This is a genomic window from Streptomyces sp. 2P-4, from assembly GCF_030167965.1.
Lineage (GTDB): Bacteria > Actinomycetota > Actinomycetes > Streptomycetales > Streptomycetaceae > Streptomyces > Streptomyces globosus_A.
Genome location: NZ_CP095011.1, coordinates 4,170,566 through 4,195,608 on the forward strand (window position 1 = coordinate 4,170,566; position 25,043 = coordinate 4,195,608).

The 25,043-nt window shown below is 74.2% G+C and carries 17 protein-coding genes; 10 read left to right on the forward strand and 7 right to left on the reverse strand.

Annotated elements, in window-relative coordinates:
- The first annotated feature begins 69 nt into the window (after nt 1-69).
- Entirely contained in the window at nt 70-1,857 is a 1,788-nt protein-coding gene (locus tag MUK52_RS18480; protein ID WP_284578369.1) for a fatty acid--CoA ligase family protein, read from the forward strand.
- Between the two features lie 19 nt (nt 1,858-1,876).
- Here the strand turns inward: MUK52_RS18480 and MUK52_RS18485 are convergent, their stop codons facing one another.
- From MUK52_RS18485 to afsR, 3 genes are all read right to left on the reverse strand, one after another.
- Entirely contained in the window at nt 1,877-2,620 is a 744-nt protein-coding gene (locus MUK52_RS18485) for a class I SAM-dependent methyltransferase (RefSeq protein ID WP_114057958.1), read from the reverse strand.
- 372 nt (nt 2,621-2,992) lie between these two features.
- Complete coding sequence (locus tag MUK52_RS18490) at nt 2,993-3,220, reverse strand: hypothetical protein (protein ID WP_114057957.1); 228 nt, start codon at nt 3,218-3,220, stop codon at nt 2,993-2,995.
- 183 nt (nt 3,221-3,403) lie between these two features.
- On the reverse strand, nt 3,404-6,514 hold the full coding sequence (afsR, locus tag MUK52_RS18495) for an SARP-family global regulator AfsR (RefSeq protein ID WP_246042721.1): 3,111 nt from the start codon (nt 6,512-6,514) through the stop codon (nt 3,404-3,406).
- Nucleotides 6,515-6,647: 133 nt separating this feature from the next.
- Between afsR and MUK52_RS18500 the strand changes: the two genes are divergently transcribed.
- Both MUK52_RS18500 and MUK52_RS18505 read left to right on the forward strand, forming a co-directional pair.
- The gene (locus MUK52_RS18500; RefSeq protein ID WP_428985467.1) at nt 6,648-7,868 is read left to right on the forward strand and encodes an amidohydrolase family protein; all 1,221 of its coding nucleotides are present in this window, start codon (nt 6,648-6,650) and stop codon (nt 7,866-7,868) included.
- A gap of 105 nt (nt 7,869-7,973) precedes the next feature.
- Nucleotides 7,974-8,801: a trypsin-like serine peptidase gene (locus tag MUK52_RS18505; protein WP_284578374.1), complete on the forward strand. Its 828-nt coding sequence runs from the start codon at nt 7,974-7,976 to the stop codon at nt 8,799-8,801.
- Between the two features lie 61 nt (nt 8,802-8,862).
- Here MUK52_RS18505 and MUK52_RS18510 read toward each other — a convergent pair whose 3' ends face one another.
- Nucleotides 8,863-9,249: an NUDIX domain-containing protein gene (locus MUK52_RS18510; RefSeq protein ID WP_472914338.1), complete on the reverse strand. Its 387-nt coding sequence runs from the start codon at nt 9,247-9,249 to the stop codon at nt 8,863-8,865.
- Nucleotides 9,250-10,734: 1,485 nt separating this feature from the next.
- Between MUK52_RS18510 and MUK52_RS18515 the strand changes: the two genes are divergently transcribed.
- From MUK52_RS18515 to MUK52_RS18545, 7 genes are all read left to right on the forward strand, one after another.
- The gene (locus MUK52_RS18515) at nt 10,735-11,535 is read left to right on the forward strand and encodes a hypothetical protein (RefSeq protein WP_114057954.1); all 801 of its coding nucleotides are present in this window, start codon (nt 10,735-10,737) and stop codon (nt 11,533-11,535) included.
- Between the two features lie 165 nt (nt 11,536-11,700).
- Nucleotides 11,701-12,657 carry a TIGR03619 family F420-dependent LLM class oxidoreductase gene (locus MUK52_RS18520; RefSeq protein WP_284578378.1) on the forward strand — a complete coding sequence of 319 codons (957 nt, stop codon included), beginning with the start codon at nt 11,701-11,703 and terminating at the stop codon, nt 12,655-12,657.
- A gap of 117 nt (nt 12,658-12,774) precedes the next feature.
- Nucleotides 12,775-13,896, forward strand: a complete 1,122-nt coding sequence (locus tag MUK52_RS18525; protein ID WP_114057953.1) for an LLM class flavin-dependent oxidoreductase — start codon at nt 12,775-12,777, stop codon at nt 13,894-13,896.
- Nucleotides 13,897-14,131: 235 nt separating this feature from the next.
- A complete protein-coding gene (locus MUK52_RS18530; protein WP_284578382.1) occupies nt 14,132-15,871 on the forward strand; it encodes an N-acyl-D-amino-acid deacylase family protein in 1,740 nt (579 codons plus the stop codon).
- Nucleotides 15,868-17,379, forward strand: a complete 1,512-nt coding sequence (locus MUK52_RS18535) for an aldehyde dehydrogenase family protein (RefSeq protein ID WP_284578384.1) — start codon at nt 15,868-15,870, stop codon at nt 17,377-17,379. Before MUK52_RS18530 ends, MUK52_RS18535 begins: the two co-directional genes overlap by 4 nt.
- A gap of 247 nt (nt 17,380-17,626) precedes the next feature.
- Nucleotides 17,627-19,180: an APC family permease gene (locus tag MUK52_RS18540; protein WP_114057950.1), complete on the forward strand. Its 1,554-nt coding sequence runs from the start codon at nt 17,627-17,629 to the stop codon at nt 19,178-19,180.
- A 72-nt stretch (nt 19,181-19,252) separates the two neighbouring features.
- Nucleotides 19,253-19,576, forward strand: a complete 324-nt coding sequence (locus MUK52_RS18545) for a hypothetical protein (RefSeq protein WP_246042718.1) — start codon at nt 19,253-19,255, stop codon at nt 19,574-19,576.
- A gap of 184 nt (nt 19,577-19,760) precedes the next feature.
- Here MUK52_RS18545 and MUK52_RS18550 read toward each other — a convergent pair whose 3' ends face one another.
- From MUK52_RS18550 to MUK52_RS18560, 3 genes are all read right to left on the reverse strand, one after another.
- Nucleotides 19,761-20,621: a TIGR03619 family F420-dependent LLM class oxidoreductase gene (locus MUK52_RS18550; protein WP_284578388.1), complete on the reverse strand. Its 861-nt coding sequence runs from the start codon at nt 20,619-20,621 to the stop codon at nt 19,761-19,763.
- Nucleotides 20,622-20,728: 107 nt separating this feature from the next.
- Nucleotides 20,729-22,069, reverse strand: coding sequence for an ADP-ribosylglycohydrolase family protein (locus MUK52_RS18555; RefSeq protein WP_284578390.1), 1,341 nt, complete (start codon nt 22,067-22,069; stop codon nt 20,729-20,731).
- A gap of 154 nt (nt 22,070-22,223) precedes the next feature.
- The gene (locus MUK52_RS18560) at nt 22,224-24,800 is read right to left on the reverse strand and encodes a bifunctional FO biosynthesis protein CofGH (protein WP_114057947.1); all 2,577 of its coding nucleotides are present in this window, start codon (nt 24,798-24,800) and stop codon (nt 22,224-22,226) included.
- Between the last annotated feature and the right edge of the window lie 243 nt (nt 24,801-25,043).

The following is a 25,043-nucleotide window of genomic DNA, read 5'->3' on the forward strand; positions in this document are numbered from 1 at the left end:
GCTGACAGCCGCGAAGGGTACAGCTAATCTGACGAACAGTCAGCTATGGGTGTGGCGGGGAGGCGGACGATGGACCGGCGCGCAGGCAGCACCGACCGCGGGCACACGCACGGCAGCACGGCGTACGGGGCTGCGGCGCGGGGCGGCGGTACGCCCGCCCCCGGGCCCCGGCCCGCCGACGCCCCCGCCGACGAAGGCGTCCGCGGCGACCTCCGCTGGGGCACCATCGCCGGGCTCGTCCGCGACGCCGCCGCCCGCCACGCCGACCGCGAGGCCGTCGCCGACGGCCGTACCCGCCTCACCTACCGGGCCCTCGGCGAGCGCGTCGAGCGCGCCGCGGCCGCCGCCATCGCCGCCGGGATCCGCCCCGGCGACCGCGTCGCCGTCTGGGCGCCCAACACCCCCGACTGGATCACCTGCGCCCTCGGCGCCGTCTGCGCGGGCGCTGTCCTCGTCCCCCTGAACACCCGGTTCAAGGGCGCCGAGGCCGCGTACGTCCTCGACCGCAGCCGGGCCAGGCTCCTCTTCGTCACCGGCACCTTCCTCGGCACCTCCTACGTGGCCTCCCTGCGCCGCGCCGCCGCCGACCGCCCCGACCCCGCCGACCGCCCCGGCCCCGCCTGCCCGCCGGCGGCGGCCCCCGCCCGCGGCCCCCTGCCCGGGCTCCCGCACCTCGAACAGGTCGTCGTCCTCGCCGACGACGCCCCGCAGGACTTCCGCACCTGGAAGGACTTCCTCGCCTCCGGCGACACCGTCCCCGCCGCCGAGGTCCGCCGCCGCGCCGACGCCATCCGCCCCGACGCCCCCTCCGACATCGTCTTCACCTCCGGCACCACCGGAAGCCCGAAGGGCGCCGTCACCACCCACGCCCAGTCCCTGCGCTGCTACGAGCTGTGGAGCGAGCTCGCCGGACTCCGCGCCGGCGACCGCTACCTGATCGTCAACCCGTTCTTCCACACCTTCGGCTACAAGGCCGGCATCCTCGCCTGCCTCATGCGCGGCGCCACGATGGTCCCCCAGCCCGTCTCCGACACCGGGACCGTCCTCGCCAACATCGCCGCCGAACGCATCTCCGTCCTCCCCGGCCCGCCCACCCTCCACCAGTCCCTCCTCGACCACCCCCACCGCGACCGGCACGACCTGTCCGCGCTGCGCCTCGTCGTCACCGGCGCCGCCGTCGTCCCCCTCCGCCTCGTCGAACGGCTCCGCGGCGAACTCCGCATCGCCACCGTCCTCACCGCCTACGGGCTCTCCGAGGCCGCCGGCATCGTCACCATGTGCCGCCGCGGCGACCCCGACGACGTCGTCGCCAACACCTCCGGGCGCGCCGTCCCCGGCACCGAGGTCCGCATCGCCGGCCCCGACGGCCGCCCCCTGCCCGCCGGCCGGCCCGGCGAGGTCCTCGTCCGCGGCCACCAGGTCATGCAGGGCTACTTCGAGGACCCGGAGGAGACCGCCCGCGCCCTCACCCCCGACGGCTGGCTGCGCACCGGAGACGTCGGCGTCCTGGACGACGCCGGGAACCTGCGCATCACCGACCGCATCAAGGACATGTTCATCGTCGGCGGCTTCAACGCCTACCCCGCCGAGATCGAGCAGCTCCTCGCCCTCCACCCCGACATCGCGGACGTCGCCGTCGTCGGCGTCCCCGACGCGCGCCTCGGCGAGGTCGGCAAGGCGTACGCGGTCCGCAGGCCCGGCTCGACGCTCACCGCCGACGACCTGATCGCCTGGTCGCGCCGCGAGATGGCCAACTACAAGGTGCCGCGAACCGTGGAGTTCCTCGCCGAACTCCCGCGCAACGCAAGCGGCAAGGTCCTCAAACGCGCCCTGCGCACCGCCCGCCCCGGCGCCTGAGCCGGCGGGGCGGCAAGCACTAGCTCTGCGCCCCGCCCGGCCTGCGGGCCAGGACCAGGCGCCAGCGGGGGCTGCCGTCCGGGCGCCGGCCGAAGTGCTCCAGCGGCAGCGTCTCCACCGCGAACCCGGCGGCCGCCAGGTCCCGGCGCACCCCGCCCCACGGGAACGTCCGGTAGTACATGACGAACGGGGGCCGCCACACCGCGTTCCGCACCCGCATCACCGCGTCGAAGCCGGCCACCGCCCACCACAGCGGCGAGGACGGCGGCAGCGGCGCCCCGATCGGGAACGCGAACACACCGCCGGGGCGCAGCGCCCCGTACACGCCGGAGAACAGGGCGGGCCGTTCGGCGGGCAGGAAGTGCCCGAACGCGCCGAAACTGACGGCCAGGTCGTAGCCGCCGGCCAGCCCGGCCGGCAGGGCGCGGGCGTCTGCGCGCACGAGGTCGACGCGGTCGGCGGCGCCGTGGGCGCGCTCCGCCTCGGCGAGCATGCCCGCGCTGAGGTCGACGCCGGTGACCCGGCCCCGGCAGAGCCGCGTCAGCATGCCGAGCGCCGCCCCGGTGCCGCAGCAGACGTCGAGGCCGTCCCCGAAGGACCCCTCCGACGCCGCGAGGGCCTCCTCGACGGTGTCGAGGAGGCGGTCCGGGGTGCGGAAGGGGGTGTGGTCGAACTTGGGCGCGAGGAGGTCGTAGCCCCGCTCGACCGAGGAGAAGGCCTGGACGGCGAGCTCGCGCAGGCTCGGACCCTGTGAGGTGAACACGCCCCCACCCTAAACAGGCCCGGCGGTGGTACGCGCACGTGCGGCGGCCGCGGTGGCTCCTCCGGGCCACCGCGGCCGCCGTCACCGGCCGGACGGGCCGGCCGTGCGGTGGTGCGGTCGTACGTGGTGCGGCGGTGCTCCCCCCGTGTCGTGCTCCCCCGTGTCGTGCTCCCCCGTGTCGTGCTCCCCCGTGTCGTGCTCCCCCGTGTCGTGCTCCCCCGTGTCGTGCTCCCCGCGGGGACCCCGTGTCCCCCGTGGTCCCCGCGAGGCCTTGCTCCCCCGTCCCCCCCTGGGCCGGGGGAGCCCGACGTCCCCCGTCGGCTCCCGCGGCCCGTGTGCGCCCCCCGTATCCCCCGTGGGACGCCGTGCGGCCTACGGGCGAGGGCTGGACGCGTGGTTGTCCAGCGTCACGATGTCCTCGTCCGCAGCCGGCTTGTCGACCGGCTTGATGGCGATGCCGGAAGCGTGGTTGTCCATCGGCGTGATGTCGGTGTCCGTCGCGGCGGTCCCCTCGACGGGCTTGATCCCGATGCCCGACGCGTGGTTGTCGAGCGGGATGATGTCACTCTCGTTCGGCAGGACGTTCTCGTTCGTCGTCATCGGATCTCCTGATGGATTGCTGGGCCCGTTCGGCGATTCCCCCGCGGACCGCCGAACGGGCGGTCCAACAGGACTCCCGCGCCCCCCGACGCGGTGAGTCGATGCATCCATCGTGTCGGACGGCGATAAACGAACGATGAATGCCTCCGTACGGCGCCCCGGGCCGCGGCCCGAGCCGGGCGGTCAGGCAGCGATCTCCGACGACAGAAGGGCCCGCACCTCGGCGAGTTCCGGCGACCCGAGCCCCGCGAACACGGCCTCGGCGTCCCGCCAGCAGGCCCGGGCCCGGTCCCGCTGCCCCAGCCCGTGCAGGGCCCTGCCCAGCACCGTCAGGACCGTCGCCCGGCGCCATTCGCCGCCGATCCCGCGCAGCGCGATGGCCTGCTCGGCGTGGGCGGCGGCCAGCGTCGGCCGGCGCGCCGCCAGGTGCGCCTCCGCGAGCCGGAAGTGCGTGACGCCCTCCCACAGCGGCTGGCGGTTGTCGTGGAACAGGGCGAGCGCCTCGGTGAGCTGCGTCAGCGCCTCGGAGAGCCGGCCGGCCTGGGTGAGGGCGATGCCGAGGGCGTACCGGCCGTTGGCCAGGCGCAGGGTCAGGCCCATCCGGTCGTATATGGCGATGCCCTGCTCGGCGAGGTCGATGGCGCTGGCGAGGCGGCCCAGCTCGACGTGGATGCGGGACAGGTTGCACAGGGCGCTGGCCTCGCCGATGTGGTTGGCGTCGGCCCGGAAGTTGTCGATGGCCTCCAGCAGGTACCGCTCGCCGTCGGCGTGGCGGCCCTGGTAGAGGGCGATGATGCCGCGGTCGTTCGGCGCCCAGCAGCTGGGCAGGGGGTCGCCGGCCTCGCGGGCCAGGACCATCGCCTGCCGGGCCTCGTCGTCGGCCTCCGCGAACCGGCCGGCGACCAGGTGGACGTTGGTCAGCGCGGTGCGGGCGCGGCCCTCGGCGTGCGGGTCCTTCGCGGCGCGCGCCGCGTCGCGCAGGGCGACCGCGGCGGACTCGTACTGCTTGGAGTTGGCGCCGGACTCGGTGAGGTCCTTGGCCGCCCACAGCAGGTCGACGGCCCGGCGCAGGACGTCGGCGCGGCCGGTGGTGCGCAGGGCGGACTGGCGTACGCAGGCCAGCAGCGGGTCGGCTTCGGCGTACAGCCAGTCCAGGGCTGCGCGCGGCTCGGTGAAGGCGAGGCCGGGGTGGGCGGTGGCGGCGAGGTGGGCGGGAAGCCGGTCGCCGGGCCGTTCGACGGCGTACACGGCGGAGGCGGTCGCCAGATAGAAGTCCAGCAGCCGGTCCAGGGCGGCGTCCCGCTCGGCGGGGTCCGGCTCGTCGCGCTCGGCGCAGGCACGCGCGTAGAGGCGTACGAGGTCGTGGAAGCGGTAGCGGCCGGGCGCCGCCGACTCCAGCAGGGAGCAGTCGACTAAAGCCTCCAGCAGGTCCTCGGTGTCGTGTTCGGGCAGGTCGAGGGCGGCGGCGGCCGCGGCGAGGGAGATGTCGGGGCCGTCGGCGAGGCCGAGGAGGCGGAAGGCGCGCTGCTGGGCGGGCTCCAGCTGCCCGTAGCCGAGCTCGAAGGTGGCCTTGACGGCGAGGTCGCCGGCCTGGAGCTCGTCGAGGCGGCGGCGCTCGTCGGCGAGCTTCGCGGCGAGCACGGACACCGTCCAGGTGCGGCGCGCGGCGAGGCGGGAGGCGGCGATCCGGATCGCGAGCGGCAGGAAGCCGCAGGCGCCGACGACGTCGAGGGCGGCCTGCCGCTCGGCGCCGACCCGCTCCGCGCCGACGATCCGGGTGAACAGCTGGAGGGCCTCCTCGGGGCTCATCACGTCCAGGTCGACGAGGTGGGCGCCGGCGAGGCCCGCCATGCGGACCCGGCTGGTGACGAGGGCGGCGCAGCCCGCGGTGCCCGGCAGCAGCGGGCGGACCTGGGCCGCGTCGCGGGCGTTGTCGAGGAGGACGAGCACGCGGCGGCCGTCGAGGGCGGAGCGGTAGAGCGCGGCCCGCTCGTCCGCGGTGTCCGGGATGGCGGTGTCGGGGGTGCCCAGCGCCCGCAGGAACGAGCCGAGGACGGCGACGGGCTCGGCCGGGCGGGGCTCGGTGCCCTGGAGGTCGACGTACAGCTGCCCGTCGGGGAAGTGCGGGCGGGCGGCGTGCGCGACGTGCACGGCGAGGGTGGTCTTGCCGACGCCGCCGATCCCGGCGAGCGCGGAGACGGCCATGACCTGCCCGTCGGCGGCGGAGAGGATCTCGCGGAGCTCGGAGACGAAGGTGGTGCGCCCGGTGAAGTCGGGGACGGTGGCGGGCAGCTGCGCGGGCCGTACGTGGACGGGGGCCGCGGCGGCCGGCGGCGCCTCGGCGCGGGCGAGTTCGGCGTCGGCGCGCAGGATGCGCTGCTGGAGTGCGGACAGCTCGGGGCGGGGGTCGACGCCGAGTTCGTCGGCGAGGAGCCGGCGGGTGTCGGCGTAGACGGCGAGGGCCTCGGCCTGGCGGCCGCTGCGGTAGAGGGCGAGCATCAGCAGCTCGCGCAGGCGCTCCCGCAGGGGGTGGGCGGCGGTGAGGGCGGTGAGCTCGGAGACGGCCTCGGCGTGGTGGCCGACCTCCAGGTCGAGGTCGAGGCGGGCCTCCAGCAGTTGGAGCTGCCATTCCGCGAGGCGGGTGCGCTCGGTCTCGGCGTGCGGGCCGGGGACGCCGGCGAGGGGTTCGCCGTCCCACAGGTCGAGGGCGCGGGAGAGCAGGGTGCGGGCGTGGTCGCGGTCGCCGGCGGTGCGGGCCCGCTCGGCGTCGGCGGCGAGGCCGCGCGCGAGGGCGAGGTCGAGGGTGCCGGGCGGGGTGTGGACGGCGTAGCCGCCGGACTCGGTGACGAGGGTGCCCGGTTCGAGGATCTTGCGCAGGCGGGAGGCGTAGGTGCGGATGGTGGCGAGGGCCTGCTGGGGCGGGTCGTCGCCCCAGATCGCGTCGATCAGCTCGCGGGCGGTGGCGGTGCGGCCGTCGCGGAGCAGGAGGACCGCGAGGAGGGCGCGCTGCTGCGGGGTGCCGGAGGGGAGGGCCGTGCCGTCGCGCCAGGCGCGGATCGGACCGAGGACGGCGAAGCGCGACCCGGCGCCGGCCCCCGCGCCCGCGGGCGGTGCGGCGGGCGACGCGGCGTCCGGCGCCGCGGGTGCGGGCGGCGCGGGTTCGGGCGCGGCGGGGCACGCCTTTGGGGCGGGCGCGGCGGCTTTCGGCCCGGGGGCGGTCCGGGCGGCCCCGGGGGTGCGCCGGGCTGCCTCGGGGTGGTTCCGCTGCTGCGGGATGGCCGGTATGCCGTCCATCGGTCGTCCTCCCCTGCCTTCCGTCGGTGTAAGGGTCAGTCTGCCCTGTCTCGGACGTACCCGTCAGCCCGTGTCGGGCCGATCACCCCCCAAGTAGCTGACGGTGCGTCAGATCAGCGCTACCGTGGGCCCCATGGAGACCTTCCCGAGGATCATTTCGGTGGACGACCACACGGTCGAACCCCCTCGCGTCTGGCAGGACCGGCTCCCGTCCCGGTACCGCGACACCGGCCCCCGCATCGTCCGCGCCCCCCTGAAGGAAATGACCTTCCTCGGCGGGAGGTTCGCCCCGGTCATGGGCGCACCCGGCGACGACGGACCCCTCGGCGACTGGTGGGTCTACGAGGACCTCCACCGCCCCCTCACCCGCCTCGACACCGCCGTCGGCTTCGACCGCGACGAGATCCGCCTGGAGGTCATCACCTACGGGCAGATGCGCCCCGGCTCCCACTCCGTCCCCGAACGCCTCGCCGACATGGACGCCAACCACGTCCAGTCCGCACTGTGCTTCCCCACCTTCCCGCGCTTCTGCGGCCAGACCTTCACCGAGGCCCGCGACCGCGACCTCGGCCTCCTCTGCGTCCGCGCCTACAACGACTGGATGGTGGAGGAGTGGTGCGGCCCCGACGCCCGCGGCCGGCTCATCCCCCTCACCCTCGTCCCCCTGTGGGACGCCGCCCTCGCCGCCGCCGAGGTCCGCCGCAACGCCGCCCGCGGCGTCCGCGCCGTCGCCTTCTCCGAGATACCCCCGCACCTCGGCCTGCCCTCCATCCACACCGACGCCTGGGACCCCTTCCTCGACGCGTGCAACGAGACCGGCACCGTCATCGCCATGCACATCGGCTCCTCCTCCCGCATGCCCTCCACCTCCGCCGACGCCCCGCCCGCCGTCGGCTCCACCATCACCTACGCCAACTGCTGCTTCTCCATGGTCGACTGGCTGATGAGCGGCAAGTTCGAACGCTTCCCGAACCTGCGGATCATGTACGCCGAAGGCCAGATCGGCTGGATCCCGTACATCCTGGAACGCGCCGACACCGTCTGGCAGGAGAACCGCGGCTGGGGCGGCGTCGCCGACAAGGTGCTGCGCCCGCCGTCCGAACTCTTCGCCGAGCACGTCCACGGCTGCTTCTTCGACGACGCCTTCGGACTGCGCAACCTCGACGCCATCGGCGTCGGCAACGTCCTGTACGAGACCGACTACCCGCACTCCGACTCCACCTGGCCCAAGTCCCGCGAAGTCGGCGAGGCCCAGATGGGCCACCTCGCCCCCGACACCGTCGAACGCATCGTCCGCGGCAACGCCATCGACCTCCTCGGCCTCACCCCCGAAGGCCTCTGGCCGGGCGCCTGAACCCGCACCGCCCGCCCCGGCCCCGGCATGGCCGGGCAGCCCCTTGCGACAGGCCCCCACCCCCAGGCATGCTTCGCCAGAGCAAAGCTGAAGGGGTGGGCAGCGGTGGACAAGCGGAACCTGGTGACCGGCGTGTTGTGCGCCATAGCGGCAATCGGCGCGTCAGCGGCCATGACGAAGGTCGTCCCCGACCCGGGCGGCAGCCCCGCACCGCGCATCGCAGCCGCCCCCGCCGCCGAGCCCACCCCCAGCCCGACTTCGCTCCCGCAATCCGCGAAGCAACCGCAGCTCGCGGCCCCCGGCACCCCCGCCCCCGGTACCCCGGCCGCCTTCACCGGAGCCCTGTTCGAGGGCGCTGTGCAGGGCCGCCACTTCTGCACCGCCACCGTCGTGCAGAGCCCCGGCAGGAACCTCATCGTCACCGCCGGCCACTGCCTCCTCGCCGGCAAGCCCACCGGCCAGGGCGCCGTCTTCGCACCCGCGTACGCGGGCGGCACCACCCCGTACGGCACCTGGAAGATCGAGGAGGTCTTCGAAGACCCCCGCTGGGACGGGGGCGCCGACGACGACTACGACCTCGCCTTCGTACGCCTCGCCCCCGACGCCTCCGGCCGCAACATCGAGGACGTCACCGGCGGCGCGCCCCTCGACACCACGGGCCGCGCCGGCGAACAGGTCACCGTCACCGGCTACCCGGCCGACCGCAAGGCCCCCCACACCTGCACCGCCGCCGCCGTACGCGAAACCCCGACCCGCCAGCGCTTCGACTGCGCGGGATTCCCGAGCGGCACGAGCGGCAGCGCCTGGATCGCCCGCGACGGCCGCATCATCGGCATCCTCACGGGCGGCGACACGGACGACGTCTCCACGAGCACCGTCCTCGGTGACTACGCGGCGACCCTGTACGCCAGGGCAACGGCGACGGGCAGCTGACGGAGCCGGGGCGCGCCGGCCGCGGCGCGCCCGCGCCCGCCCGGCCCCGCAGGGCGAGGGCTCAGCCCACCAGCCCCAGGTGCACCGGCTCGACCGCCCCGCGGGCCAGCAGCTCCGCCAGCCGCGGCGGCCACGACGGCTCCCCGAGCCCGGCCAGCGCATCGGGCGACAACCACCGCCAGTGGGCCCGCGGATCCTCCGGCACGGGCTCCCGCCGCGGCCCGGAGGTGACGTAGATGTGCTCGTACTGGCGGACGCGGACGCCCTGGTGGGTGAAGTCGTGCTCCCAGGTGCACAGCAGCCGCTGAGGCCGGAGATCGGTCCACCCGGTCTCCTCCCGCAACTCCCGCCGCACACACTGCTCGGGAGTCTCCCCCGGATCGATGCCCCCACCGGGCGGCAGCCAGTGGATCCCGACCTCGACGTTGTTCTCCCGAAACAGGAACACGGCCCCCTCGGGATCCAAAACGACAATGCGCGCTGCGTGCCTGGGAGTTCTCATCATCCCAGCGTACGACGGGGGCGGAGGAGGGGAAGAGGGGCCGAGGGCGACGGAAGCGTCGGAGGAGGGGGGAAGTCCGGGAGGGAGGGGCTCGGCGTCGGAGAGGCGACGGCGGGCCGGCGGAAGACGGGAGCCGGCGACTCGGGGACGGTGGCGTTCTGGGGGCGTCCCGGCTGCCCATTGTCGTTCCGGCGCGGACCGGCTTGTCAAGGGCGCTCCCGTTGGTCGCGTCGCTGCGCGATGGCCTTGCGGCCACCCTTGACAAACCGACCCGCACCGGAAAGACAAAGAGCTGCCGGGAAGCCCCCAGGGGGAGGGACGGCCTGGAGGACCACGAGCCGCAAGGGGCCATCAGAGACCCTCCCCTCCCGCCCCGGCGGCCGCATCCCACCCACAGGCATCAGCCGTCCCGTCGACGGGAGCTCGGGAAGGCCGTGACGTCGTGAAACGACGTCCAGAGCATCATCCGCAGACAGAAGCGCCCCGGATCGCTACGTGGGCGCTCTCGGCTCAGCGGCCGACGGCCGTCAGGGGCCGGGGCGGCGCGACAGATCGCTATACGCCTCCGTCTGCACGGCGTCCGGCCGCCACTTGGGGCCGCGAAGCGCCCCACCTCGCTGCGCGCTCCTCTCACGTCGGCGTCCGGCTGCCGTCCGGGGCGGCGAAGCGCACCGGCTCGCTCCGTGCTGCTCATCCTGTGGCGGCTGAAGGCCGTCGGGGGCGGCGAAGCGCCACCTGCCCGCTCCCCCCTCCTCGTATACCGGCGTCTGGCGGCAGAAGGCCCCTTCCGCCCCCGCCCCCTGCAATCCTGCGATCAGTCGCTGAGCCGACGGCGCCCCTGTAGCGATCTGCAGCGCTGCCCGGCCCCTGACGGCCGTCGGACGCTGAGCCGAGGGCGCCCACGTAGCGATCCGACGCGCTCCTGTCTCCGGATGACGCCCTGGACATCGTTTCCCCACGTCACAGCCCACCCGGGCTCCCGCCGACAGGTCTGCTGATGCCGGTGGGACGGGACGCGGCCCGCGGGGCGGGAGGGCGGCGGCTCTGATGGCCCTGAATGGTCCAGGTACCCCCTGGCCGTTCCCCTGGGGGCGTCCCGGCAGAAAAAATGCCTCCGGGGCGGGTCGGTCGGTCAAGGGTGGCCCGAAGGGCCATCGCGCAGCGACGCGCCCAACGGGCGCGCCCTTGAGGGACCGGCCCGCCCCGGACACCATCAACTGCCCGGGACACCCCCAGTACCACTACCGACCCCGACCGATCGGCTCCCGCCGAACCCCACTCCCGCCGTCCATCTCCCGACCCCGATCCATCAACCCCCGCCCCCACCCCCACCCCATCCGCCACTCCCGTCCGCCTACTCCCCCTTCCTCTCCCCGCCGCGCCGTCCACGCCGTGTCACCTCCCGGGTGCGTTCTGTGTACGGTCGGGGGAATGAGCAAGCGTCTCCGGGCCGGCTCCCTGCGGTCCCGTACGGTCAAGCGCGCCGGTGCCGGTGCTGCCCTCGGTCTTCTGGCCTGCACTGCGGCCTGGGTTCATGCCGTCGACGGCGTTTCCGGGGCCACCGAGGCGCGGGCGTACAGATCCGACGACCGGCCCCCCGCCGCGCAGGAGGGCCGCGTCGTGCGGGCGCGGGAACGGGACCCCCTGCAAGGGCTGTCCGGGGTGAGCGAGCGGACGGTGGCGCGGATCCCGGCCGAGTCGCGGCAGCTGGTCCTGGTGACGGGCCACGGCCGGGACTCCTCGCACGCCACAGCGGCGCTCTACACCCGGCCCGCCGCCGGTGCCGACTGGGTGCTCGCGGAGAGCTGGCCCGCGCGGAACGGCGCGAAGGGGTGGTCCGCGGACCGCCGGTACGGTGATCTGACGTCCCCCGAAGGGGTGTTCTCGCTGAGCGATGCGGGTGGTCTGCTGCCGAAGCCGCCGGGCACGCGGTTGCCGTACGACCGCAGCCGGGCCTTCGTGGCGTCGGGGCACGGCGTGGAGGGCGAGTCGCTGGAGGGGTCCTTCGACTACGTCATCGCGATCGACTTCAACCGTCGGCGGGGGACGTCGCCCCTCGACCCGGTGAAACCGGAAGGCGCGGCCAAGGGCGGGAACATCTGGCTGCACGTGGACCACGACGGCCCCTCCCAGGGCTGTGTCGGCATCTCGAAGGAGGCCATGGCGCGGCTCCTGACCGTCCTGGACCCGGCGGCGAAGCCGGTGATCGCCATGGGCCCCCGGGGATTCTGACCCCTTCGCCGCCCTGCCCTGTCCGGAGCCCTGCCCCGCCCTGCCCCGCCCTGCCCTGCCTGCCCTGCCCGCGAGCCCCCACCCCTTGTCTGACGCCCCGTCAGCTACCACGATGTCCCCCGTCGCCCGCACGGCGGCGGGCCGTGGACGAAGGCGAGGTGTGGCATGGCGGGTTCGGTGCGCGTGTTTCCGGAGGGCCGGCTGGTGTACGGGTTGCAGCTGCCCGTCCAGTCGCAGAGCCCCCTGTACGCCGAGCCGTGGGAGGCCTCGGCCGGCGCCGAGGACCTGGCCGAGGCGGCGCGGGCGGCGGACCGGGCGGGGTTCGCGTACGTCGCGACCTGCGACCACGTGGCGATACCGCGCCGCCTCGCCGGTGCGATGGGCGCGGTCTGGTACGACCCGGTGGCGGTGCTGGCGTTCCTCGCCGGGATCACGGAGCGGGTGCGGCTGCTGAGCCATGTCGCAGTGGTGGGGCTGCGGCATCCGCTGGCCGCGGCGAAGCAGTATGCGACGGTGGACCGCCTGTCGGGCGGCCGCCTGGTGCTGGGGGTCGGCGCCGGTCACGTGCGGGAGGAGTTCGAGGCGGTCGGTGCCGACTTCGCCGGGCGCGGGGCGCTGCTCGACGAGTGCGTGGACGCGCTGCGTGCCGCACTGGGCCCGGAGGAGTACCCGGTGTTCGAGGGGGAGCGGTTCGCGTTCCGGGATCTGGCGCAGTTGCCGCGGCCGGTGCAGGAGCGGGTGCCGGTGTGGGTGGGGGGTTCGTCGCCGGCGGCGGTGCGGCGGGCGGCGCTGCGGGGGGACGGCTGGCTGCCGCAGGGTGATCCGCGGGACCGGCTTCCGGCGCAGATCGCGCGGATCAGGGGGTTGCGGGAGGCGGCGGGGGCGGCGGGCCCGTTCACGGTCGGGGCGATCACGGAGGCGCTGTACGTGGGGGAGCCGGCGTGGGGGGTGGGCCGGCGGACGCTGTCGGGGAAGCCGGAGGCGCTGGCGGAGTCGCTGCGGGAGTACGGGGCGATCGGCGTGGACCAGGTCCAGGTGCGGTTCCGCAGTCGGGGGCGGGCGGAGCTGGTGGACCAGATCGAGGCGTTCGGGGCGGAGGTGGGGCCGCTCCTGAACGGGTGACCCGGGGCCCCCGACATTCTGACACTCCGTCAGTATTGACGCTCCCCCGCGCCCGGTGGAACAGTCGACCCCATCCGATCTGACGAGGCGTCAGAAACATGAGGACGGTGAACCCCCTTGGAATTCGGGCTCTTCGTGCAGGGATACGTGCCCCAGGCGCGTTCCGAGGTCGACCCCGCGGCGGAGCACAGGGCACTGGTCGAGGAGACCGAGTACGTCATCCAGGCCGACAAGTCCGGCTTCAAGTACGCCTGGGCCTCCGAGCACCACTTCCTGGAGGAGTACTCCCACCTGTCGGCGAACGAGGTCTTCCTCGCCTACCTCGCCCACGCCACCGAGCGCATCCACCTCGGATCCGGCATCTTCAACCCGCTCGCCCAGGTCAACCACCCGGTCAAGGTGGCCGAGAAGGTCACCATGCTCGACCACCTCTCCCGGGGCCGCTTCGAGTTCGGCACCGGCCGCGGCGCCGGAAGCCACGAGATCCTCGGCTTCCTGCCCGGCATCACGGACATGAACCACACGAAGGAGATCTGGGAGGAGACCATCGCGGAGTTCCCCAAGATGTTCCTCCAGGAGGAGTACGAGGGGTTCCAGGGCAAGCACTGGTCGCTGCCCCCGCGCAAGGTCTTCCCCAAGCCGTACGGCAAGGCCCACCCGGCCATGTGGTACGCCGCCGGCTCCCCCTCCTCCTACGCGATGGCCGCCCGCAAGGGCCTCGGCGTCCTCGGCTTCAGCGTGCAGAAGGTCTCCGACATGGAGTGGGTGCTGGACCAGTACAAGACGGCGATCCGCGAGGCGGAGGCCATCGGCGCGTTCGTCAACGACAACGTCATGGTCACCTCGACCGCGATCTGCGCCGAGACCCACGACAAGGCCGTCGAGATCGCCGTCAACGCGCACATGAACCGCTTCCAGTCCCTCGTCTTCCGCTACCACGACACCTTCCCGCGCCCCGAGGCGATCCCGCAGTGGCCCGAGATCCTCCCGGAGTACAACGCCGAGATCATCGAGCTCCTCATCGCCGAGGAGCTGCTGATCTGCGGCGACCCCTCCGAGGTCCTCGCGCAGTGCCGGCGGTGGGAGCAGGCCGGCGCCGACCAGCTGTCCTTCGGCCTGCCGACGGGCGTGTCGTACGAGGACACCATGACGACGATCAAGCTGATCGGCGAGCACGTCATCCCGCAGATCGACACCGACCCGGTGCACCGCACCACCCGCTTCCGGCAGGCCGCCTGAGGATCCGGGCCGGCGGTTTCCCGGACCGCCGCCCCGGCAGGGGCCCGGCGAGAACAGCCCCGGGCCCCGATGCCCGGCCGGAGCGGGCGGAGCAGCGGCCTGCCTCCCGCTCCGGCCGGCCGACCCGAGAGGGCGCGAGAACGCCCGAGAAGGCGCGAGAACGCCCGAGAAGGCGCGAGAACGCCCGAGAAGGCGCCTGAAGGCCCGAGAAGGCCCGAGAAGGGACGTCACCGACATGCTCGACCACCTCATCAGGGGCGCGACCGTCGTCGACGGAACCGGCGCCCCCGCCCGCACCGCCGACGTCGGCATACGCGGCGGCCTGATCGCCGCCGTCGCGGCCCCCGGCACCGTCACCGAGCCGGCCCGCACCGCCGAGGACGCCTCCGGCCTCGTCCTGTGCCCCGGCTTCGTCGACCCGCACACCCACTACGACGCCCAGCTGTTCTGGGACCCGTACGCCACGCCCTCCATGAACCACGGCGTGACCACCGTCGCCGGGGGGAACTGCGGCTTCACCCTCGCCCCGCTGCACCCCGGCCGCCCCGAGGACGCCGACTACACGCGCCGCATGATGAGCAAGGTCGAGGGCATGTCCCTGCAGGCCCTGGAGGACGGCGTCGACTGGACCTGGTCCACCTTCGGCGAGTACCTCGACGCCCTGGAGGGCCGCATCGCCGTCAACGCCGGCTTCATGGTCGGCCACTGCGCGCTGCGCCGCCACGTCATGGGCGCCGACGCCGTCGGCGGGCAGCCCACCGCCGCCCAGCTCGACCGGATGACCGCCCTCCTCCACGAGGCCATGGACGCCGGCGCGTGGGGCCTGTCCACGACCCAGTCCGCCACCCACTCCGACGGCGACGGCGCCCCCGTCGCCTCCCGGCACGCCCGCCCCGACGAGCTGATCGCCCTCGCCCGCGCCGTCGGCGACCACGAGGGCACCCAGCTGGAGGCGATCGTCGCCGGCTGCCTCGACCGCTTCACGGACGCCGAGATCGACCTGCTCGTCGCCATGAGCGCCGCCGCCGGCCGGCCCCTGAACTGGAACGTCCTCACCATCGACGCCGCCGTCCCCGACCGGGTGCCCCGCCAGCTGGCCGCCTCCGAGCGCGCCCGCAGGGCCGGCGGGCGGATCGTCGCCCTCACCATGCCGATCCTCACGCCCATGAACATGTCGCTGGGCTCGTTCTGCGCACTGAACCTGATCCCCGGCTGGGGCGCCGTCCTCGGCCTGCCCGTCCCCGAGCGGATCGCCGAACTGCGCGACCCCGCCGTCCGGGCGGAGATGCTGCGCCGCGCCGACAGCCCCGAGGCGGGCGTGTTCCGCCGCCTCGCCGACTTCGGGCGGTACGTCATCGGCGACACCTACAGCAAGGAGAACGAGGGCCTCACCGGCCGCGTCGTCCGCGACGTCGCCGCCGAACGCGGCCGGGACCCCTTCGCCTGCCTCGTGGAGATCTGCTCCCACGACGACCTGCGCACGGTGCTGTGGCCGATGCCCACCGACAACGACCCGGCGAGCTGGGCGCTGCGCGCGCAGACCTGGCAGCACGAGGACGTCATGCTCGGCGGCTCCGACGCCGGCGCGCACCTGGACCGCATGTGCGGGGCCCCGTACACGACGCGCTTCCTCGGGGACTGCCTGCGCGGACGCCGCCTGGTGCCGCTGGAGCAGGCGGTGCGGATGCTGTCCGACGACCCTGCCCGGCTGTTCGGGCTGCGCGGGCGCGGCCGGATCGAGGAGGGCGCGTACGCGGACCTGGTGCTGTTCGACGCGGAGCGGATCGACGCCGGCCCGGCGACGCTCGTCCACGACCTGCCCGGCGGCAGCCCGCGGCTCGACGCGCGCGCCGTGGGGATCGTCTCGGTGCGGGTCAACGGTGTGGAGACGGTCCGCGACGACGAGGTGACGGGCGCCGTCCCGGGCCGGGTGCTGCGCTCGGGCCGCGACACGGAGACGGTGGCGACCCGGTGAGCGGCGCGCAGCGCGGCGACGGCGCCCGGCGGCTGTTCATCGGCGGGGAGTGGGTCGAGCCGGCGGGCGGCCACTACGAGGTCGTCGACCCGGCGGACGAGTCGGTGGTCGGCCTGGCCCCGGAGGCATCCCCGGCGCAGGTGGAGGAGGCGGCCGCGGCGGCGGCCGCGGCGTTCGAGGGCTGGTCGCGGACGGATCCGCAGGAGCGGGCGCGGATCCTGGACCGGGCCGCCGACGTGATCCGGCGGGAGTCCGAGCCGTGGTCGGAGCTGGCCCGGGCGGAGAGCGGCGCGCCGACGGCGGTGGCCCGCGCGATGCAGGTGGGTGTGGGGGCCGCCCGGTTCCGGCGGTACGCGCGGGGCGCCCTGGAACCGGTGGAGCGCGGGCTGCCGCCGCAGGTCACGGCGGCCGGGCCGATGGGGCGGTCCGCGGTCCTGGGGGCGCTGGAGGTGCGGCAGCCGGTCGGTGTGGTCGCCTGCATCACCTCGTACAACAACCCGTGGGCCAACCCGGCGGGCAAGGTCGCGCCCGCGCTGGCCATGGGGAACACGGTGGTCGTCAAGCCGGCGCCGCAGGACCCGCTGTCGGTGTTCCGGATGGCGGAGGCGCTCGCCGAGGCCGGGGTCCCGGCGGGCGTCGTCAACGTCGTCGGCGGGCAGTCGGCGGCCGTCGGGGAGGCCCTGGTGGCGTCCGGGCACGTCGACATGGTGTCGTTCACCGGTTCCACCGCGGTCGGGCAGCGCATCGCGGAGGTCTGCGGCCGCACGATGAAGCGGCAGCTGATGGAGCTCGGCGGCAAGGGGGCGGCGGTCGTCTTCGACGACGCCGACCTGGACGCGGCCGTCGCCGGCATCGGCACCACGTTCTCCTTCTACAGCGGCCAGATCTGCACCGCGCCGACCCGGGTCATCGTGCACCGGTCGGTGTACGGGGAGCTGGTCGGGAAGCTGGCCGGGTATGCGGCGCACCTGCGGATCGGGCACCCGGCGGAGCGGGGCACGGTCGTCGGCCCGGTGATCTCGGCCGCGCACCGGGACCGGGTGGAGGCGTACGTGGAGCTGGGTCGCAAGGAGGGCGCCCGGCTCGTGCACGGCGGGCAGCGGCCGGCGGTCGGCCCGGGCGGGGGCGGTACGGGCGGCAGCCGGGGCCGGGGCTTCTACGTGGCGCCGACGCTGCTCGCGGACTGCACGGCGGACATGCGGGTGGTCCGGGAGGAGGTCTTCGGGCCGGTCGTGTCGGTGGTGCCGTTCGACGGGGGCGAGGACGAGGCGGTGGCGCTGGCGAACGACAGCGACTACGGGCTGCTGAGCTACGTGTGGTCGCGGGACGCGGCGCGCGCGTTCCGCGTGGCGCGGCGGCTGCGGGCGGGCGGGGTGGGGGTGAACACGGTCGGGCGGAACATGGAGGCGCCGTTCGGCGGGTTCAAGCGCTCGGGGGTGGGGCGGGACGTGGGCTCGTACGCGCTGCACGCGTACAGCGAGGTGCAGGCGATCGTCTGGGCGGGGTGAGGGGCGCAGGGCGGGCGGAAAACTGGTGCGGGAAAATTTCCAATCCGGCAAAACGGACATGGCTACGGTTTCCGCATACCGAAACCGCCGGACTGGGTCCTGTGAACCGGGGGTAACGCCCGGGCGAAGGCCTTTCAAAGCTTCCCAGCCCCCTTCCCTCTCTCTGGATTCCAAGGTCAATTGGACTCGGAGATTCCGGACTTTCGGCTTCCGGATGTGGAAACCGCAGGCTCTAACGTCCATTGGCATGACTCAGCTGGACGTTCGGCCCGCGGCCGAAGACACGGCACGCGACGTCACCGACGTACGCGGCAAGGGCCTCGGCAAGGGGTCCGTGGGACTGGTGGGCAGCGCCGTCATCGGCGTCTCCACCGTCGCCCCCGTCTACTGCCTGACCTCCACCCTCGGCTCGACGGCCGGCGAGGTCGGCGTCCAGATGCCGGCCGTCTTCCTGGCCGGCTTCCTCCCGATGCTCCTCGTGGCCTTCGCCTACCGCGAGCTCAACAAGGCCGTACCCGACTGCGGCACCTCCTTCACCTGGACCGTCAAGGCCTTCGGCCCGCGCATCGGCTGGATGTGCGGCTGGGGCCTCGTCATCGCCACGATCATCGTGCTGTCCAACCTGGCCGGAGTGGCGACCTCCTACTTCTGGCTGCTGGCCGGCGAGATCACCGGCAGCCCCTCGATCGCGGCCCTCGACGACAACAAGCTCGTCCACATCGCCACCTGCCTCACCCTCATAGCCGTCGCCACCGCCATCAGCTACCGCGGCATGACCGCCACCAAGGGCGTCCAGTACACCCTGGTCGGCCTGCAACTCGTCGTCCTCGCCGTCTTCGTCGCCATGGCCCTCCAGAAGGCGTCCGCCGGCAGCTTCGACACCGGGCTCGACTTCTCCTGGGAGTGGATGAACCCCTTCGCGGTCGAGTCCATGGCGGCCTTCACCGCCGGCCTCTCCCTCTCGATCTTCATGTACTGGGGCTGGGACGCCTGCCTCGCCACCAACGAGGAGACCACCGGCTCCGCCAAGACCCCGGGCCGCGCCTCACTCATCGCGATGGTCGTCCTGGTCGGCTCCTACCTGGCCACCGGCATCGCCGCCCAGATGGCCGTCGGCTCCGGCGACAAGGGCCTCGGCCTCGCCAACCCGGAGACCTCCGACAACGTCTTCGCCGCCCTCGCCGGCCCCGTCATGGGCCCCGCCCTCGGCATCCTCCTCTTCATCGCGGTCCTGGCCTCCGCCGCCGCCTCGCTCCAGACCACGTTCATCCCGGTGGCGCGCACCGTCCTCGCGATGTCCGCGTACGAGGCGCTGCCGCCCGCGTACGCGAAGGTCCACCCGAAGTTCAAGACCCCGGGCCGCGCCACCGTCATGGCGGGCGTCGCGACCGGCGCCTTCTACACCGTCATGACCCTCGTCAGCGAGAACGTCCTCACCGACACGATCTTCGCGCTCGGCCTGATGATCTGCTTCTACTACTCGCTGACCGCCTTCGCCTGCGCCTGGTACTTCCGCGCCGAACTGCGGCGCAGCGCCCGCGACCTCTTCTTCAAGGGCGTCTTCCCCCTCCTGGGCGGGATCCTGCTGGCCGCCGTCTTCCTCAAGACCCTCGTCGACATGTGGGACCCGGCGTACGGATCGGGATCCACCGTCCTCGGCGTCGGCAGCGTCTTCGTCATCGGCGTCGGCCTCCTCGTCCTCGGCCTGGGCGTCATGCTCGTCACCGAACGCCGCAGCCCCGCCTTCTTCCGCGGCGAGGTCCTCACCAAGTCGACGCCGGCCCTGGTCGTCGAAGACTGACCGGGCCCACGCGCAACGGCCCTGCCGGGCCCGGGGGGTGACCCCCGGGCCCGGCAGGTCGTTGTACGCGGCATGAGCGCCAAGAACACGCAGAACGCCAAGCACGCCAAGAACGCCGTGAAGCGCGGCCTCACGGCCCTCGCCCTCTCGACGGGCGCCCTCGGCCTGGCGGCCGGCGCCGCCCACGCCGACGGTACGAGCCTCCAGGCGGCCGCCCCCCTCGCGAAGCGCGTCGGCGACATCGTCGACCACCCGGGCCAGGCCGTACAGGACACGAAGACGGCCCTTGCGGTGACAGGCGCGGCGGCGGACTCGGCCACCAAGTCCACGAGCGCCTCACTGGCAGGCGCGGGCGGGGCACTGCAGACGCTGCCGCAGGGGCCGGCAGTCAAGTAGCGACGGCGGGGGAGTACAGGGCCGCGCCCCGACCCGGGGCGGCGGGGCGCGGGGCTGGGCGCGGGTGAGGACAGGAGCCGCCGAATCGGGGCCGGACCGCGACGGCGGGGCGGCTCCCGCCCACCCGCGTCCCGCCGCCGCGCCTCCGACCCGGCCTATCGGCTCCCGCCCCATCCCCACCCCGTCACAGATACTGCGCGTACTCGTCCAACGTCCGCAGCACCTCCGACTCCCTCCCCGGCGGGAGTTGCAGGACGACCTCCTCGATGCCGAGTTCCGCGTAGTGCGCCAGCTTGCCCGGGTTCGGGCGGACCGCGTACGGGACCACCTGCAGGGCCTTGGGGTCGCGCCCCTCGGCTTCCCACACTCGGCGCAGTGTCGGCAGGGATTCGGTGAGGCCGCCTCCGCCGATGGGGAGCCAGCCGTCGGCGTGGGCGGCGATCGCCGCGAAGAGCTTCGGGCCCGCCGCCCCGCCGAGCAGGGTGCGGGGGCCGTGGAGGGGTCGGCCCGGGGTGAGTTCGCGGGGTGTCTGGGCCGGCTTGGGGTGGGCGGCGCTGGCGCTGACAGAAGCGTACGGGCCGGTGTGGGCGGCGGGTTCGGGGGCCCAGAGGGTGCGCATGAGGGCGAGGTGGTCGTGGACGCGTTCGCGGCGGGTGCGCCAGTCGACGCCGTGGTCGGCGGCCTCCTCGACGTTCCAGCCGTAGCCGACGCCGAAGGTGAGGCGGCCGCCGGAGAGGTGGTCGAGGGTGGCGACCTGCTTGGCGAGGACGATCGGGTCGTGCTGGGCGACCAGGGTGATGCCGGTGCCGACGCGGAGGCGGCGGGTGACGGCGGCGGCCTGCGCGAGGGCGACGAAGGGGTCGAGGGTGCGCCCGTACTCGTCGGGGAGTTCGCCGCCCATCGGCGCCTCGGTGTCGCGGGAGACCGGGATGTGGGTGTGCTCGGGCAGGTAGAGGGCGTGGAAGCCGCGCTCCTCCAGGCTGTGGGCGAGGCGGACAGGCGTGACGGTCCGGTCGGTGAGGAAGATGGTCGTGGCGATCCGCATGGGCGAGGGCACCTCCGTGGCTGTCCGCGGCTCGGCTCCCGGGACGGGTGCGGATCACGCTACGGCCTGCCCGCCGGATTGTTGAGAGGGTGTCAGCCCGGTGGCGGTCAGCCCCGCGGGTACCGCGCCAGCCAGCCGGGCGCGGAGGCGGCCGGGCCGTGCAGGGCGGGCCCCTGGGTCATCTCCAGCGCGAAGTCGTCGGCGAGTTCCAGCAGCGTGGCGCGCCCTTCGAGGTCGGTGAGCCAGGGGGCCGGCAGGGCGGTCTCGCCGTGGAGGGCTCCGAGGAGGGCTCCGCAGAGGGCGCCGGTGGCGGAGGAGTCGCCGCCGTGGTTGACGGCGAGGCGCAGCCCGTGGCGTACGTCCTCTGCCGTGAGGGCGCAGTAGACGGCGACGGCGAGGGTGTCCTCGGCGTCGCGGCCGTCGCCGGGGGAGAGGGATTCGACGGCGCGGGGGCTGGGCGCGGCCGGTTCGGTGGCGGCGGTGAGGGCGCGCCGGAGGGCGTCGGTGACGGGCTGGTGGCCGGGGCGGTCGGCGAGGAGGGCGAGGGCGCGGTGGACGGCGCTGTCGAGGGTGTCGCCGCGGGTGAGGGCGTGCACGATGACGGCGAACGCGCCGGCGGACAGGTAGGCGGTCGGATGGCCGTGGCTTTGGACGGCGCATTCGATGGCGAGTTGGAGGACGAGGGCGGGTTCCCAGCCGACGAGGAGGCCGAAGGGGGCGGACCGGGTGGTGGCGGCGGCGTCGCGGGCGGTGGGGTTCTTCGGCTGGTCGAGGGTGCCGAGGATGGTGTCGGCGAAGCCGGTCATGCAGGCGCGGTCGGGGCCGCGGCGGGCGTACAGCCACTCCTGTTGGCCGAGCCAGCCGTTGTCGGTGCGGCGTTCGTCGGGGCCCCAGTCGTTCTGGGTGGCGGCCCACCGGAGGTAGGCGCGGTGGATGTCGGTGGGCGGGTGCCAGGCGCCGGTGTCGCGGCGGACGTGGGCGCGGATGAGGCCGTCGACGGTGAAGAGGGTGAGCTGCGTGGAGGCGGTGACGGTGCCGCGGCGGCCGTGGGCGGGCGCGGGTTCGGTGAGGCCTTCGACGCCGTGGGTGTTGCCGATGCCGTCGAGGGAGAGGCCGGCGACGGGGGCGCCGAGGGCGTCGCCGATCGCGGAGCCGAGGAGGGTGCCGCGGACGCGGCTGCGGAAGTCCTGCTGCTCGGTGCGGCCCCACGCGCCGATGGTGAGGGGGGTGCGGGCGCCGGGGGTGTCAGTGTCCGGGGCGGCCTCGGGGATGGCGTCGGGGGCGGTGTCCGCGGTCGGCCGGGCGGCTGCGGCGGACTGTCCGGCAGTGGCCGGGTGTGTCTGCGCGGTCGGAGCGGCCTCCGCGGCCGGGGTCGCGGCCAGGGCTGCTGCCGGTGCCGGTGCCGGTGCCGGTGCCGGTGCCGTGTCGGTGGTCGTTGCGGTGTCCATGGTGCGTCCCCCAGCCTGCGAGCCCGCCCCCCGCGGGCTCTGGCGCGCACTGTAACCGCCGGGACCGGCCCGTTTCGGGGCACGGCGGTCAGGCGGCCCGTATGTGCGCGGAGAACGGCCGAAAGTGCGCGTGTCGGTCCGGCCGGGGCCGGGCTCAGTCCAGGACGGGGAGCAGTCGCGGCAGGTGGCCGTCGGAGGCCTGGGCTGTGCGCTGCCGCTCCTCCGGGACCTTGCCGTACAGGGTGGTGCGGGGTGTGGCGGGGCGGCCGGCGGCTTCGGCGATGGCGGTGAGGTCGCGGACGGAGCGGTAGGAGCCGTAGCTCGATCCGGCCATGCGGGAGATGGTCTCCTCCATGAGGGTGCCGCCGAGGTCGTTGGCGCCGGAGCGGAGCATTTCGGCCGCGCCGTCGGCGCCGAGCTTGACCCAGCTGGTCTGGATGTTGGTGATGTGCGGGTGGAGCAGCAGGCGGGCCATGGCGGTGACGGCGCGGTTGTCGCGGACGGTCGGGCCGGGCCGGGCGATGCCCGCGAGGTAGACGGGGGCGTTGGTGTGGATGAAGGGGAGGGTGACGAACTCGGTGAAGCCGCCGGTCTGCTGCTGGATGCGGGCGAGGGTGCGCAGGTGGCCGAGCCAGTGCCGGGGCTGGTCGACGTGCCCGTACATCATGGTGGAGGAGGAGCGTATGCCCAGCTCGTGGGCGGTGGTGACGACGTCGATCCAGTCGGCGGCCGGCAGTTTGCCCTTGGTGAGGACCCAGCGGACTTCGTCGTCGAGGATCTCGGCGGCGGTGCCGGGGATGGAGTCGAGGCCGGCTTCCTTGGCGGCGGTGAGCCAGTCGCGTACGGACATGCCGGTGCGGGTGGCGCCGTTGACGATCTCCATGGGGGAGAAGGCGTGGACGTGCATGCCGGGGACGCGCTGTTTGACGGCGCGGGCGATGTCGAAGTAGGCGGTGCCGGGCAGGTCGGGGTGGATGCCGCCCTGCATGCACACCTCGACGGCGCCGACGTCCCAGGCCTGGGCGGCCCGGTCGGCGACCTGGTCGAGGGAGAGGGTGTAGGCGTCGGCGTCGGTGCGGCGCTGCGCGAAGGCGCAGAAGCGGCAGCCGGTGTAGCAGACGTTGGTGAAGTTGATGTTCCTGGTGACGATGTAGGTGACGTCGTCGCCGACGACGTCACGCCGCAGCTGGTCGGCGATCCGGCAGAGGGCGTCCAGCGCGGGCCCGTCCGCGTGGAGCAGGGCGAGGGCCTGGGCGTCGGTGAGGCGTTCGGGGGCGTCGGCGGCCTGGGAGAGGGCGGCGCGGACGTCGGTGTCGATGTGTTCGGGGGCCATGCCGGGGGCGGCGGCTTCGCGGAGGGCGTCCCAGTCGCCGTAGACGTGGTCGAAGTCCTGGCGGCGGTCGCCGGTGCGGCCTTCGGTGTCGACGGCGGTGTGCAGGTCGGTGCGGCCGGAGGCGGTGAAGGCGTCCTCGGGTTCCTGCCAGGGCCGGCCGGTGACCTCGGCGTCGGGCCGGGCGAGGCCGGTCGCCGGGTCGGCGAGGGCCCGGACGTGGGGCAGCAGCCGCGGGTCCAGCCAGGGTTCGCCGCGCTGGACGAACTCCGGGTAAACGCAGAGCCGTTCGCGGAGCTCGAAGCCGGCGGCGGCGGACTGTTCGGCGAGCCGGTCGATCTGCGGCCAGGGCCGTTCGGGGTTGACGTGGTCGATGGTCAGCGGGGAGACGCCGCCCCAGTCGTCGATGCCGGCGCCGATCAGGCGGGCGTACTCGCCGTCGACGAGGTTGGGCGGGGCCTGGAGGCAGGCCGAGGGGCCCATGATGTGGCGGGCGACGGCGATGGTGGCGACGAGGTCGTCGAGTTCGGCGTCGGGCATGCCGCGCATCGCCGTGTCCGGCTTGGCGCGGAAGTTCTGGATGATCAGCTCCTGGATGCCGTGGTACGCGCGGGCGGTGCGGCGCAGCGCGAACAGCGACTCGGCGCGCTCCTCGTACGTCTCCCCGATGCCGATGAGGAGGCCGGAGGTGAAGGGGACGGAGGAGCGTCCGGCGTCCTCGAGGACGCGGAGGCGGACGGCGGGCTCCTTGTCGGGGGAGCCGTGGTGGGGGCCGCCGGGCTCGGACCACAGGCGCGTCGCGGTGGTCTCCAGCATCATGCCCATGGAGGGGGCGACGGGCTTGAGCCGCTGGAAGTCCGCCCAGGTGAGGACGCCGGGGTTGAGGTGGGGGAGCAGGCCGGTCTCTTCGAGGATGCGGATGGAGATGGCGCGGACGTAGGAGACGGTGTCGTCGTAGCCGTGGGCCTCCAACCACTCGCGGGCCTCGGGCCAGCGGTCCTCGGGCTTGTCGCCGAGGGTGATGAGGGCTTCCTTGCAGCCGAGTGAGGCGCCGCGGCGGGCGATGTCGAGGACCTCGTCCGGTGACATGAACATCCCCTGGCCGGCGCGGCGCAGCTTCCCGGGGACGGTCGCGAAGGTGCAGTAGTGGCACTTGTCGCGGCAGAGGCGGGTGAGGGGGAGGAACACGCTCTTCGAGTACGTGATGACACCGGGCCGGCCGGCGGCGGCGAGGCCGGCGTCGCGGACGCGGGCGGCGGACGCGGCGAGGTCGTCGAGGTCGGCGCCGCGGGCCCGGAGGAGGACGGCGGCCTCGGCCGTGTCCAGGGCGACACCGTCGCGGGCGCGCCGCAGGGCGCGCCGCATCGCGTTCTGGGTCGGGGCGTCACTCGGAGGGGTCATGCGGTGAGCATACGGTCCGGTAGCCGGGGGGCGGGCGGGCTCCCTGCCGCCCATCCGCATCGGCTCGCCGCGCTTGACCAGCGGGGATGGGCCGGCTCTCGCCCGCGGCGCGGAGGCCGGAGGCCGTACCGCTGCGATCCGGCCGCGTCCCGTCCGGATGTCGTGCATTCGCCAAACATCCTTACGGTCAAGATCACCGCATCGGGGGACAGGCATGCCTCCGGAGGGCTCCAACCGGCAGTC